The sequence below is a fragment of the Rhodococcus jostii NBRC 16295 genome (assembly GCF_001894825.1).
Taxonomy (GTDB): Bacteria; Actinomycetota; Actinomycetes; order Mycobacteriales; family Mycobacteriaceae; genus Rhodococcus_F; species Rhodococcus_F jostii.
The window spans coordinates 67394-81041 of record NZ_BCWY01000028.1 but is presented as its reverse complement, the minus strand read 5'-3'; the positions used below and the strand labels follow the sequence as shown (position 1 = coordinate 81041).

Annotated in this window: 12 protein-coding genes; 4 read left to right on the top strand and 8 right to left on the bottom strand. The window is 66.2% G+C overall.

Going from position 1 to position 13648, the window contains the following annotated elements; genetic code table 11:
* Positions 1-135 precede the first annotated feature (135 nt).
* Positions 136-1542 carry a sensor domain-containing diguanylate cyclase gene (locus RJ1_RS19345; protein WP_073362713.1) on the bottom strand — a complete coding sequence of 469 codons (1407 nt, stop codon included), beginning with the start codon at positions 1540-1542 and terminating at the stop codon, positions 136-138.
* A 205-nt stretch (positions 1543-1747) separates the two neighbouring features.
* Here RJ1_RS19345 and RJ1_RS19340 point away from each other — a divergent pair, with 205 nt between their 5' ends.
* Positions 1748-2230 carry a hypothetical protein gene (locus RJ1_RS19340; protein WP_073362711.1) on the top strand — a complete coding sequence of 161 codons (483 nt, stop codon included), beginning with the start codon at positions 1748-1750 and terminating at the stop codon, positions 2228-2230.
* Positions 2231-2275: 45 nt separating this feature from the next.
* Here the strand turns inward: RJ1_RS19340 and RJ1_RS19335 are convergent, their stop codons facing one another.
* The 3 genes from RJ1_RS19335 to RJ1_RS19325 form a co-directional block, all read right to left on the bottom strand.
* Positions 2276-3154, bottom strand: a complete 879-nt coding sequence (locus RJ1_RS19335; RefSeq protein WP_073362708.1) for a class I SAM-dependent methyltransferase — start codon at positions 3152-3154, stop codon at positions 2276-2278.
* A gap of 176 nt (positions 3155-3330) precedes the next feature.
* Entirely contained in the window at positions 3331-4608 is a 1278-nt protein-coding gene (locus tag RJ1_RS19330) for a sensor histidine kinase (RefSeq protein ID WP_073362706.1), read from the bottom strand.
* Positions 4609-4796: 188 nt separating this feature from the next.
* Positions 4797-5942, bottom strand: a complete 1146-nt coding sequence (locus RJ1_RS19325; protein ID WP_240320084.1) for a hypothetical protein — start codon at positions 5940-5942, stop codon at positions 4797-4799.
* A gap of 279 nt (positions 5943-6221) precedes the next feature.
* Between RJ1_RS19325 and RJ1_RS19320 the strand changes: the two genes are divergently transcribed.
* Positions 6222-7136 (top strand): hypothetical protein, encoded by a 915-nt coding sequence (locus tag RJ1_RS19320; RefSeq protein ID WP_073362807.1) that lies wholly within the window; start codon positions 6222-6224, stop codon positions 7134-7136.
* 65 nt (positions 7137-7201) lie between these two features.
* A complete protein-coding gene (locus RJ1_RS19315; RefSeq protein ID WP_073362704.1) occupies positions 7202-8266 on the top strand; it encodes a cupin domain-containing protein in 1065 nt (354 codons plus the stop codon).
* Positions 8267-8333: 67 nt separating this feature from the next.
* Here the strand turns inward: RJ1_RS19315 and RJ1_RS19310 are convergent, their stop codons facing one another.
* The 4 genes from RJ1_RS19310 to RJ1_RS19295 are packed head-to-tail and all read right to left on the bottom strand — an operon-like array spanning position 8334 to position 11234.
* A complete protein-coding gene (locus RJ1_RS19310) occupies positions 8334-9569 on the bottom strand; it encodes an alpha/beta hydrolase (RefSeq protein ID WP_073362702.1) in 1236 nt (411 codons plus the stop codon).
* Positions 9566-9811 carry a hypothetical protein gene (locus RJ1_RS19305; protein WP_073362699.1) on the bottom strand — a complete coding sequence of 82 codons (246 nt, stop codon included), beginning with the start codon at positions 9809-9811 and terminating at the stop codon, positions 9566-9568. The genes RJ1_RS19310 and RJ1_RS19305 overlap by 4 nt, the downstream gene beginning before the upstream one ends.
* Entirely contained in the window at positions 9808-10452 is a 645-nt protein-coding gene (locus tag RJ1_RS19300; RefSeq protein WP_073362805.1) for a VOC family protein, read from the bottom strand. The genes RJ1_RS19305 and RJ1_RS19300 overlap by 4 nt, the downstream gene beginning before the upstream one ends.
* Before the next feature lie 23 nt (positions 10453-10475).
* Positions 10476-11234 (bottom strand): maleate cis-trans isomerase family protein, encoded by a 759-nt coding sequence (locus tag RJ1_RS19295; RefSeq protein WP_073362802.1) that lies wholly within the window; start codon positions 11232-11234, stop codon positions 10476-10478.
* Between the two features lie 301 nt (positions 11235-11535).
* On the opposite strand from RJ1_RS19295, the gene RJ1_RS19290 reads away from it, so the two are divergent.
* Positions 11536-13638 (top strand): hydantoinase/oxoprolinase family protein, encoded by a 2103-nt coding sequence (locus tag RJ1_RS19290; protein WP_073362697.1) that lies wholly within the window; start codon positions 11536-11538, stop codon positions 13636-13638.
* Positions 13639-13648: the final 10 nt, after the last annotated feature.

Below are 13648 nucleotides of genomic sequence, written 5' to 3'. Positions count from 1 at the left end.
GGAAAGTATTCGACGGGTGGAGATCTGCGTCAAGATGACAAAATCCCCTCCCTAGGGTGCCTATCGGTCGCACCGACTTCGTGTTTGTCAGCTGGGAAGACAGGAAACACCCGCCATTCGGGTTCTGCTGCCGCCTCAGAAGGTGCCGTCGTAGAACGCGTGGCCGCCTGCCCCTGCCGCCTTCGCGCGATACATCGCCGAGTCTGCCCGGCGAACAAGTTCCTCGCGGGTGCACTCCGCATCGGACAGTGCGACACCGACACTACCGCTGATCGGCCACTGCAGCGGGCCTGTCCGATTCAGGTCGGCGAGGCCTCCGGTGATGCGGGCAGCAATCGCCACCGCCTCCGCTGGGCCCGCGACGTTCTCACACACCACCACGAATTCGTCGCCGCCGAGGCGGGCCACGGTATCGCCCGGGCGCACCGCCGACCTCAGATGTCCGGCGAGGACGATCAGTGCGTCGTCGCCGCCGGCATGTCCGAGGCTGTCGTTGACGACCTTGAAGTCGTCGAGATCGACCAACAACAGCGCCACGCGGGTGCCACCTCGGCGTGACGCGTCCAATGCCTCGTCGATCTGGCGGCGGGCCAGTTCGCGGTTCGGCAACCCCGTCAGAGGGTCGTGCAAACTCAGGTGCACCAATGCAGCTTCGGCCTCGATGCGGCGGATCGCCGCAGAAAGAACCGCCGTCACCGAGCGCAGAAAGGTCAGGTCACGGTCGGTGTATTCGCGAGGTCGACGACTGTGCGCGGTCAGCACACCCCACACCGTTTCGGAGCCGATCGGAACGCACACCCCGCTGTGCAGCCCCCGGCCGCTCATCCCCACCGTGGAGAACCGAGTCTCGCTGATTCGATCGGCGCACACGGTCACCGACCCGCTGGCGGCGGCGTACCCGGGTTGCGAACCCGTTCCCGGTGCGAAGGTCGTCGGCGAGGGCGCGGGCCCCCGATAGGCGAGCACCGCCAGTTCCCCGTCGTCGGCCACCCTCGCGATCGACGAGCAGTGCACCCCCATCAGCGCCGCGGCCGCCCCGGCCGCCGCCGCCAGGAGCTCCTCGAGGTCTCCGCCGACGGCGAGTTGGCTGAGGTCGGCGATCGCCTGCTGTTCGCGGGCCCGGTACGCGGACTCCCCCAGCGCGTTGCGCAGGCGTTGCTCTTCCTCCCCTGCGCTGCGGCGGTCTTGTGCAATCGATGCGATCAGCGACGGGCCGGTAGGCGTGTCTTGCAGCACGAACGTCGAGATCAGCATCGGGATCGGCTCGCCCGTCACGAAATGGCGAAATTCCGTCAGCCCGTTCCACTCCCCCCGCTCGGCCAGAGCCGATTCCACCTCACGTGCCTGCACGAGACCGACATCGGTGAACAGCTCCGCCGTCGTCCTCGCATAGGCGTGCACGGCATCACCCAGGCCGAGCACACCGACACCCGCGGGATTGACATACACAATCCGCCCGGACACGAATTCGGACACGAACACCAACGCCGGAGTGTGTTCGAGAACCGCGAGCAACATCCCCGAATCCGGCAACGCCTCCATGGAAACTCCCTCCCCTGCGAACCTTCCGTCCCGCACGCCTCATGACCACCATCCACGATAAGCGCCGCCACCAATCGCTGAGGCCACGCCGTTGGCGCAGCCCACCCGGCGGGTGCCACCGCGATCGCTCGCCCTTGAAATTTCCGAGTACGCACACGGGCGTGGGACGTTGATTCTGCCCTGGTGTAGGTGCACGATCGTGGGCATGCGCAGAGCGCGTTGGCCGGCATTCGCGCCGCCGGCAGCCGGTGGGACCGCAGTACACGGCCCCACCATCCTCGCGTCCGCAACGCACCTCACCCTCGACTTGCTCGGAATCGTCGCTTTCTCGTCCGGAATCCATGTTCGCCTCGCATTGACTGCGACCGGGCGTGCTGCCGAGCGTGCGCATCACGAGACACGGTGTCTGTCCGATCCAGCGGATCCCGACACCCAATGGTCGTATCTGTCGGTGCTGCTGCAACTGGGCTCTGTCGCGGGTGACGCCGACCCCTACCTCCCGCGATCCGGCTCACCGCTGAAGTGGGGCGGGGTGCCCGCCTACCGCACGGAGCCGAACTACTGGCTCGGAACGTGCACGCGCCCGCACGACATCATGATCTCGGCGGGGTGGCCGGAGATAGGGCTCGGGCCAACCTGCGTCACAGCCCTCCTGGAACCGAGCCCCTCTGCCGTCACATCCGACTGACCACACCCTGGACGGAGGTTCGAGTAATTGCCGTCCGGCCATCGTCTACTTGATCGCCGTCAGATACGTCGACCGCTTCGACAGGTCGGCAAGCTCTTCGGGCAGCTCCGGAACCGGCCGCCCATAGCTTGCCGCCAACTCGAGGGGGTTCACACTGTGCGCCGACCAGCCCCGCTCGGTCAGCCATTGCACCGGATCGGCTCGCTCGTCGCCGTAGAACAATTGGGACACGTCGAGGTCACCGAACGGGTCCTTGGGAAAGTACTTCGACCTGATCGCATCGAAGCGTCGTACGTCGGCTCCCGCCGCAAAGTTGTCCACGGCAAGGTGGCTACCCGGGGCGGAGAGCTCGTCGATCCGCTCGAACAGCGCGTCGTGCGCCGCGCCGGGGAGGTACGCCAGCAGGCCTTCCGCCGACCACGCCGTGGGCTTCCCGGGGTCGAACCCCGCAGCCTCGAGGGCTGCGGGCCAGTCCTCGCGCAGATCGACGGCCACGGGGCGACGATCGGCTTTCGCCCTGGCACCGTGCTCGACGAGCACATTCTCCTTGAACTCCAGCACCTTCGGCTGGTCGACCTCGAACACCGTCGTGCCGGCCGGCCAGTCGAGGCGGTACGCCCGCGCGTCCAATCCGGCGGCCAGGATCACCGCCTGCGTCGTCCCTGCCGCTGACAGGAAGAACTCGTCGAAGAACTTCGTTCGCATACCCATGAAACCCGAGAAGGGTGTGTCCCCCAGTGAGGACGGGTCGGCCAACAGGCCGGTGAAATGCGGTTCCCCCGCCGCCTCGACGAACCACGGCGCGAAGTCGTCCCGGATCAACGCATCGGGGCGGACCGTCTCCAGTGCCCGGAACGTCGCCACCCCCAGTGCGGTGAGGCCGACGCTACTGACAATGTCCCAGGTGTCTCCATCGGTTCGCATCGCTGACGTACCCTCCCGATCGTGTCGAAGACTCGGACGCGGCGCCTGAGCAGTGCAGATCGACGACGGAACCAGGGAGTTGGCCCTGGCCTACCGAGCCGCCGGGCCCGCCGGCGCAATCGACCGAACGCCCGCAAGTCTACGCTCGGGGGCCGCGTCGTCGGTCCCACGATCCGCTAGTGCGCCGCGCTTGTGAGTGAATCGGGTGCCGTCTCGATCTCGAACGGCATTTCGATGTGCGCAACCGTCCCGGACAGGGGTCCGGGGTGAACCGCGAAGCTGCCTCCGGCCGCGACGACACGGAGTTCGTGCGAAGTCAGTCCGATGTGGCCTCGGCTGAGGCTCCGGTCGATTGCCTCACGGGAGATGCCGCGCCCGTCGTCCGCGATGTCGAGGACGGCGTGTTCATCCAACCGCGTCAGCTCGACCCGCACGGTGCGGGCCTGTGCGTGTTTGACGACGTTGCTGAGCAATTCGCGTGCCGCGCTGAACAGCACGTCATCGGCCGAGGTGCGCAAGTCGTCGACCCATTCCGACGTGAGAAGCTCGACGTCGAAACCGCCACGCGCCTGGGCAGATCGGGCGAGGTCGCCGAGGGCTCGGGCGAGTCCGAGGTGATCGAGTACGGTGGGATGCAGTTCCGAGACAGTCGCCCTGAGCAGGATTGCGGATTCACCGAGTGCGTGGGTGATGCGGGCGACTGCCTCCGGATCGGCGCTGCCGCTGAGGTCGTCGAGGTCCATCTTGGCGGCCAGGACGTATTGAAGCGCCCCGTCGTGGAGTTGCTCGGACAATGCACGTCGTTCGCGCTGTTCGAGACCCATCAACTCGGCGAGCAGGGCGGTGCGGTCGCGGACGAGATGACCGATGGTCAGCACCCTCGATCGTTGGATTCTGCTGAGCATGACGGCGCCCACGCAGAGGATGGCGAGCGCCATCGTGCTGAGCAGGATCGACGACCAGGGTTCTTCGTTCGACGCCATCGTGGCCCAGCTGGCGGCGAGGAACACCAGGACCGTCGGTGCGACCACGGAGGCGCAGACACCCGGCCGCAGCTGCGTGCAGGCGAGAAGCGGGATCACGAACAATCCGTTGCTCAAAATGTCTGCGGTCCAACTCTGTTGTGCTGCAATACCGGTCAACAGTGTGAGGCAGCCGATCACCGCGAGGTCGACGAACAAGGCGAGCCAGATCGCGTTCACCGGCCCCGGCCCGCCTCGACGGGTCCACAGGGCGAGGCCGCAGGCCCAGACTGCGTACGCGATCAGGATCGCCAGGCACACGCCCGCATCGTGCATGGGCGGGACGAACACAAGCGTCAGTGCGATGAAGAGCGCCAGCACACCACGAAGCACGACTTGTAAATGCGCTCCGCGATACGCGTGTTCGAGGATGATGCGCTCGAGATCTGGGCTCCCGCCGAGATCCGCGGGTAGTACCGATGACTCAGCCATGGGACGGTCTCCTCGGCGGGGCGACTCCGACAGGAAGACGCGGGGGCGTCAACCGCTGGACCTGCGACGATGCCCAGATTCTAGCACCGCCGAGTTGCGGAACCGGCGGTCTTGACCGGTGGGGGCCGGTCCGCTAGGCGCTGTCGTACCGCCGTCGCAGCTGGGCCTGCCCACCCGAGACGATCTGCTCACGTGCCCTGCGGACCTCCTCGAACTGTGCCTCCAATGCGCCGTGCAGTCGCTGATTGTCCAGTGCCAGCGTGGTCGCAGCGCGCACTGCCGCTAGAAGCCTCGGCTGATCCGCGACCGCCCGGTCGTACACCAATGCCCCGACGAGGACACCGTCGCGGATCAGGGCGGTCGCCTCGAGGATCGTTCCGGGACGGCAGAACCTGCGGCCGTCCCTGCGCGTCCACGTACCCGTCGTGCGCGCGGCAGAATGTCCACAACGCCAGGTCGGGGTCACGCAACGCCGCCCGCAGCGCGTCGAGGAAGGCGTCACCGAGCGGGGCTGCGCCGATCTCGATCACCAGGTTGCGCACCGCGGCCCGGGTGACGCGGTAGCGCCACATCCCGACCAGCACCGCAAGCGGGATGAGCGCGGTCGCGGGATATCGCAGAAGCAACGTCCACGCGTGCTGTGGACTGTGCACCCAGACCGAGACCAACGGCGTCCACGCGGTGGCGGCCGTCCCGAGCAGCACTGCGATCCACAGCGGCGCGACTGCGGCCCGGTAGGCCGGTGAACCCGATCTCCACCGGGCGACCACGACACCGATCAGGACCACACCGAGGGCGATCCCCACCGCGCCGAACATCACCTGCAACGCGGCGAAGATCCTCGGTTCGTCACGCACCAGGAGCAGATTCAACGCCGGTGGATGGGCCGGACTGATGCGGTGGGTGTCGAGGAACGCGAGCTCGGACACGACGGAGACCGCGTAGTACACGTAACTTCCGCCGATGAACCACCGCTCCCACCGGTGCCGCAACCGTCCCCGGGGAAAACTGAAGACGAGCTGTATCAGCACCGGAATGTACATGTTGGTCAGCGCCGCGCCGGCTGTGAACAGGGCCGGGACGGTCGAGAGACGAAAACCCTTCATCAGCCACAGCAGCCCGGCGGCAATCAGCAGCCAACCCAGGTTGTCCTCCGGCCGGTGCCACTTGGCGACCAGCCCCGACGCGACGAACACCACGCCGACCATCACGAACAGTGCCAATTCCGTTGGGCTGAAAGTACCCCGGCACATCTGCCAATCGACGGATGCCGCCACCGCGACAGCCAGTACGGCGGCCACCAGGGAGGCCGCACTCTGCGCGCGAAGGCTCACCGGGTGCCGCCCGTGGATCCGGCCATTTCTGGGAACACAGGGTTGATCTTCGTGTTGAACCGTGCTCGGCACCATCACCGCAGGGTGGAAGAACGCGACACCTGGGTGGCCCTTCTCGACACCTCAGGTCAGCTATCGCAAGCGGTAGACGCGGACGGCGTCTACCGCTTGCCGGATCCAGTTTCGGCGTCCATCGATCGATGCGACACGGCACACGTGTATTCGTGGGAACATCTCATCCGATCGGTCCGGCGGACCGAACAGAAAGGGGTGTGGCGCATGACCAGGATTCGACTTCGGCCCGCGGCGGCACTGGCATCGATCGCCGGTGCCTCGACCCTGTTGCTCGCGGCCTGCGCCCAGGACGCGTCGTCGACCGGTGGCACCGAGTCGACTTCACCGAGCGTCTCGAGCGAGGCACCGGCAGCGGAGGAGGCGGTCGACAGTGTCGACGCGAAGCAGTACGCCTCCGGCGACCCGGAGAGCGTTGCCTACGGTTTCGTCACGCCGTCAGGGAAATGGCTGTGCGCGATCATCCCCACGAAGAAGGTCGCCGGATGCGCCTCCCACCCCACAGCGGGGCCACTAGGAGTCCCAGGCGTTCCACAGGTCCCCTCACCCGAGGGCGGCCCGCCGGCCGAGGCGAACATCATCGCGGTCGAGGAAGGGAAGGAACCGGACTTCCAGAATTGGAACCAGGCACTCTTTCCCGACAACGCGAACGTCCTCCCCTACGACACCACCCTCGCGATCGACGGATTCAGTTGCAACGTGCAGTTCTCCGGTGTCTCGTGCAAAGAGGATGCAACGGATAAGGGCTTCACCATCTCGACCAGCGGCTACAGGTTCGAGTTCACGCCGATACCGATGAGCATCCCCAGCGGGGGCCCCGTGCAGGTCGCGCCCCGCATCGCTCCACTCCCCCAGCAGGCGAGCGGATCGAATCAGTGTGGCCCCGTTGTCTATCCGACGACGGGAAAACCTGCGACCGTGGTCATCGTGAAGGGAACACTCCGCTGCGACGAGGCGCACGCGATGCTCACCACGTATTTCGCCGCACCCGACAAGAGCGACCCGGTGTACAGCTTCGACGGCTGGGAATGCCGCCTCGCGGGCGACCCGGAATCCGCGGAGATCGGCTACACGATCAACTGCACCGACGACAAGGGGAACACCGTGGTCGCGCAGCCCTAGCAAACCCGGGCTCGACAGGATCGACGGGCCCACGTCAACGGAACACCACCTCGGGAGGGCACGACATGACGGCTCACAGCAGGCGCGGCAATCATGCCATCTCGCTCCTCGACGCAGAGGTCGTCGAGGAGTCCGACCTGGGGTCGATCCGACGGCTGACCGCCGACAACTTCCCGATACTGAAGGGACTGTCGATCAAGCGGGTGCTGATCAACCCCGGTGCGATGCGCACCCCGCACTGGCACGCGAACGCCAATGAACTCACCTACTGTGTGTCCGGAACAAGTCTGGTGTCGGTGCTCGACGACGGCAGTGCCTTCTCCAGCTTCGTCGTCAACGCAGGAGACATGTTCCACATCGACTCCGGCTCCCTGCACCACATCGAGAACATCGGCGAGGATGTCGCAGAATTCATCATCGCATTCCGAAGCGAACGCCCCGAAGACTTCGGGCTGGCTGCGGAGTTCGGCGCGATGACCGACGCCGTCCTCGGAAACACCTACGACCTTCCCGCCTCCGATCTCGCCACCATCCGGCGCGACACCACCGACCGCCCGCTGGCCGCCCGGGTCGGGAACCCCACCGTTCCACCTACTGCCCGATTCGGCGATCCGCACAAGTTCGGTCTCGAAGAACAGCATCCACCGCTCGGTGGTGCGGTCGGATCCGCACGGCTTGCGCGGGTGCAATTCTGGCCCGCACTCAAAGATCTGTCCATGTACTCGCTACGGATCCGCGAAGATGGTATGCGCGAACCACATTGGAATCCCAAGACTGCCGAGATGGGGTATGTCCATCGCGGATCGGCGCGGATGACGGTGATGGATCCGCACGGCACCGTGGACACCTGGTACCTCCAGGAGGGCGACGCATACTTCATCCCGCGTGCCTACCCGCACCACATCGAGGTCGTCGGCTCGGACGACATCCACTTCCTGATCTTCTTCGACCAGCCCACACCCGGCGACATCGGCTACCGCGCCTCCGCCAGCGCCTACTCCCGCGAAGTACTGGCTGCAACATTCGACACGCACATCGACGACCTGCCGAACTTTCCGTTCACGCCCGTCGATCCGTTGATCGTCACCCGCCGCAACCCGGTCGGCGAACACGGCGTCGGCGAACACTGACCGCAACCAACCGCACCAGAGCCGGTAATCCCACCACGGCGGGGACGCCATCGAGACGGCGGTGAGCCTATGGGAATCGCGTTGCCAGCCATTCGCCGATGTCGGCGGCTGCGAGGCTGGCACCGGTGGGTGCGCCGTCACGGATCGGACCTCCGAAGTGGGTGCCGGCGACACGGACGTGGGTTCTGTCCGTGGATCCCAGTGCATCGCACATCGTCTTGGCATCGTCGGGGAAGCAGGCTTGGTCTCCGGTGAGCTCGACGAACAGTGTCGGTGCGGTCACAGCGGGGGCGCAGCGCAGGAAGTCGGCGTTGCTGCTGAGTCCGGACCAGGTCGACAGCCAGGCGTCCGGGGTGGCGAAGCGTCCGAATCCGACGAGTCCGTAGTTGGTCAGGTCCGGCCTTCGGCCGAACAGTGAGCCGTAGGGGCGCTCGTTCGGGTTCAGGGACAGGTCGGTGAACCGCAGGTCCGCGTCGGTGCGGTAGACGGTGAGGACGCGGGGCGCGAGGGCAGCGCGGCGATCGACCGGATCGGAGGTGCTCTTGTACCGGCGGCGCGCGTCGGCGGCGTCGTCGACACGTTGCCGGGCGATGGCGTCGAGGCGGGCGATGCGGTGGTGCTGCGCCTGTCGATAGCGGGTGATGAATTCCGGGGAGTAGGACGAACTGTGGGGTGGTTCGGCGAATCCGTTGGCGGGATCGAACGGGTTCAAGTCCGGATCTGTCGAGAGAGGATCGGACTCGTCGGTGACCGACGGGTCGATCAGCCGCAGCAGCAGCGAACCTTGACCGGGGTGCGGTGCCATGAATATCGCCGCGTCGGGCGGGGGCATCGCAGTCCCTGCCAGATCGATGGGTCGGCCGGCGGGCGTGTGACGTAACCGCTCCCCCGACGGCAGAGCGGCCTGCTGGTGGTAGAACGCGAAGAGGGTCCCGCCTCCGGAATGGCCGAGGGTGATGACATGGTCGAAATCCCTCTCCCGCAGGAACACTTGCCCTGCAGCGGCATCGAGCAGGGCCTGCTCGTGCACCAGGGAGATGTCGTTGTTGACCGATCGGGTGCCCTGCGTCCACACCGCGTACCCGCGGGCGAGTAGTTCGGGCACCAGCACGTGATGGGTCAGATCCTGGCGCGGGTGCATCAGCGCGACGACGGTGCGTGCACCGGGGACGACCCGCAGGACACCGGAGACCTTCGCTCCGTCCGCGGTGGCGAGTTCGTGCACCGACGTGACGGTGGTGTCGGGGGCCTGGGCGACGTCGATGTACCGTCCGGCGCCGAGCCGCTGGGTATTCTCGGTCACTGCGACTCGATTCGCAGGGCTTCCTTGTCCCACTGCGCAATTCGGGACCCCGCCAATCCGGCGACGCTGCTGTACCAGACGGCGTGGCGGCAGCCCGTGGCGCGGCGGTCGATGACGATGGCGGAGTCGGAGTCGATCCGGAAGTAGGGTCCGACGTGGTCGATGGTGACCGCCGGGTCCTGGTCCGCGACCGCGGCGATCGTGGTGTTCTCCGGGACGTCGAGGACGAACAGGGTGGTCATCTGGTCACCATCTCCTTCTGTTCCTGTTCCTGCTGCCAGGCGGCCGCCCGTTCGGTGATCAGCTCGGCCTTGCGGGTGAGCAGCGCGGCCATGCTGGGGTCCGAGCCGGACACGACGTCGACGAGGGCGTCGATGGTGAGGTTGGCGTCGAGGTCTTCCTGCGGAGTGACCGGGCGCAGCGCCCGGGTAATTTCGATCATGTAGCCGTTGGGGTCGTGGGTGTAGATCGACTCGATCGTCTCGTGCTGGATCTGCATCTCCACCGGCCATGCGCTGCTGTCCAGCCGCCGCCGGTATTCCATCAGGTCGTCCTCGCTGTCGACGTGGATGGCCAGATGGCGGGAGCGGATGAAGAAGACGGGTACGTCCTCGGCGAAGCGGGAGTACGAGTCGCCCTGCGGCCCTCCCTCGAACGGTTCCAGGCCGAAGTAGTAGAAGAAGGCCAGTCGGTCGTCGTTGCCGATGTCGAAAAAGAAGTGGATGAAGTCGGGGTGCCTTTCCGGGCCCCAACCGGCCGCGCAGATCGAGTGCACGACCGGGAACCCGAGAACGTCACGGTAGAACTTCACGGTGGCAGCGGGGTCGAATGTCGGGTAGGCGACGTGATCGACGCCTTTGACCGTGTGTTTCAGTTCGGACATGGTGAACTCCAATGGATTCGGGTCTACTGAAGGGCGGCGGCCGGAGCGTCGGCACGCAGCAGACCGCCGGCTCCGGGGATGTCGACCGGAAGGTCGAGTGCGCGTAGCAGGCTGTAGGCGCCGGCCGTGGCTGCCGAGAGGACGGGCAGCCCGAATTCGTCTTCGGCGGCTTGGACGAGGTCGAGCGAAGGCATCTGCACGCACGCGGAGATCACCAGCGCGTCGGTTCCGGTGCGATCGAGCGATCGAGCAGCGTCCATGACCCGGTGGCCGGGGATGCAGCCGACCTCCGCGTTGTCGGCGACCTCGAGTGCACGCCAATCCGATACCTGGATTCCCTCGGCCTCGATGTACGCGACGACCTGCTCGGCAAGGGGGCGCATGTAGGGGGTGACCAGGACGATCCGTTCGGCGTCGATGGCGTGGAGTGCTTCGACGAGGGCGCCCGCGCTCGTGCGGATGGCCGCTTCCGAACCGCCGGTGGCCAGTTGTTCGGCAACCAGCCCCTCCACCCTCCGGTGCTCCCCCGGCCCCACCGACATGAGGGCGACCAGGCACGCGTAGAGGATGGCGTCGACGCCCGCATCACCGAGTTCGAGGATGCACCGCTCGCGCTGGGCGTTCATCGCCCGCAGCTGTTCCGGCGATACAGACTGCATCCGCATCCGGCTCGAATGGAACGAGAACTGCGCGTCCGGATGCCGGTTGAGCAGTGCCGGCATTTCCGTCTCGACTGTCACATTCGAACTCGGTACGACGAGCCCGATGCGATGAATGCCCATGATGTGGCCCTTCTGGTGTGGATTGTCGAGGTGTCGGGGGAACGTCCCCGACCCGAACAGCATTTACGCCCATGACGAGTATTCGACGCCAACGACGATTCGTCAAGGCTCCAGCGGTGGAAGCACGGGTTGCGGCACTCCCGCCATCCCCGAACCGGGCCCACCTCCGTGACAGCCATCACAATTGCCCCTTGACATGTTGTCATTCACGTCGAATACTCGACACAGACGTAAGGAGTGTTCGAGGATGACCTCACACCACCCGCAGAATTCCCCCCAGGCACAAAGGAGCGCAGCACCAATGGCATATGTGATCGGAGTGGACGTCGGTGGCACGTTCACCGACGCGGTATTGGACGACGATGCCGGCACTGTTCTCGCTGCGAAGGCCCCCTCGACGCCGCCGGACTACTCACGCGGCGTGATCGATGTCCTCGAGGCACTCGCCGAGCAATTGGGATGCCCAATCGAGGAGATGCTGGCGAACACCCACCATATCGCGCACGGCACCACCTCATCGCTCAACGCGCTCGTCATGGGAAACGTGCCCCCGGTCGGCTTCCTCACCACCAAGGGCCACCGCGATTCCATCTACATCATGAACGTCGAGGGCCGCTACCTCGGTGGCTCGCCAGAGCAGTTGCAAAATGTACTGGGGCAGAGCAAGTCTCATGGTCTGATACCGAAGAAGCATGCACTGGAGGTGACCGAGCGACTCGACCGCGACGGCAACGTCGTCGTCGCACTCGACGAGGACTCCGCCCGCCGGGCCATTCGCGCACTGCTCGACGACGGAATCTCCGCGATCGCGGTCTCACTGCTGTGGTCGTTCCGCAACCCCGTCCACGAACAGCGCATCCGCGAACTCGTCCACGACATCGACCCGACGGTGTTCGTGTCCCTGTCCAGTGAGGTGAGCCCACGTATCCGCGAGTTCGCGCGCAACGCCACGACCATCATGAGCACCCAGATCGGCCCGGGGCTCGCGGACTACCTCGGAAACCTGGAGTCGAAGCTGCGCGAACGCGAACTCGCAGGCCCACTGCTGGTGATGCAGAGCAACGGCGGCGCCGTCGCGGCCGCGGAGGCACCGAAGAACGCCATCAGTACCGTCGGTTCGGTGCTGACCGGTGGCGTGGTCGGTGCGGTGTCCCTCGGCAAGCAACTCGGTCACCGCAACATCATCGCCACCGACGTGGGCGGCACCACCTTCCTCGTCGGACTCGTCGTCGACGGGGAACCGGTCCGCGCCTCCAGCACGATCATCAATCACCACCCGATCAATGTCCCCACCCTCGAGGTGCACGCCATCGGATCCGGCGGCGGCGCAATCGCCTGGGTCGACCCGGGCGGCAATCTGCAGATCGGCCCCCACAGTGCACAGGCCGTACCCGGCCCTGCCTGCTACGGGCAGGGCGGCACCGAACCGACGAACGCGGACGCGAACCTGGTTCTCGGGATTCTGCCCGAACACGGGCTCCTCGGCGGGCGTAAGCCGCTGGACAAGGACCTCGCGCGGGAGGCGATCCGCACCAAGATCGCCGAACCCCTCGGGCTGTCGATCGAAGACGCAGCCGCGGCCATCTACGCCGTACAGAACGCCCAAACGGGTGACCTGCTGCGCAAGACCGTCGTCGAGGCGGGGCACGACCCCCGCGACTTCGTGCTCTACGCGTTCGGCGGTGCCGGCCCAGCGCACTGCGCCGCCTACGCCCGCGAGGTCGGGGTCACGGAAGTCATCGTTCCGCTCGGCCAGGTGGCCTCCGCCTTCTCCGCGTACGGATTGGCCTCGTCCAACATCGTCCTCGCGGCCGAACTCTCCGACCCCGCTGCCATGCCGCTCGACCCTGCCCGGGCGGAGCGCAACTTCGCCCAACTCGAGACCCAGGTACTCGGGCAACTGAACCGGCAGGGGTTGAAGTTCACCGGCGTGGAGATCGAACGCGAGATCGACATGCGCTACACCATGCAACTCGCGGAGGTAGCGACAGCGGTGCCTGCCGGAAACCTCGACGCCGCCGGTATCCATGCCGCGTCGGATCTGTTCGAGCAGCGGTACGCCGAACTCTACGGAAAGGACAGCGGTTTCCGTGAGGCCGGAATCCAGGCCATCACCTACCGCGTGCGGGCCACCGGACTCCTGCCGTTCTCACCCACGCTGCCCGAGGTCAAGTCCGCGGACTCCGCCGATCCCACACCAGCACACATCGGAACCCGAGAAGTGTGTCTGGACGGCAGGATCGGCTACGTCGACACCGACATCTACGACTACAGCACACTGCTCGCCGGACACGTCCTGCACGGCCCGGCGATCATCGAAGTACCCACGACCACCGTCGTCGTTCCCCACGGCACCACCGGCACCGTCGACCGCCTCGGCAACCTCACCATCGTCGCCCAGTAGGAGCACCGAA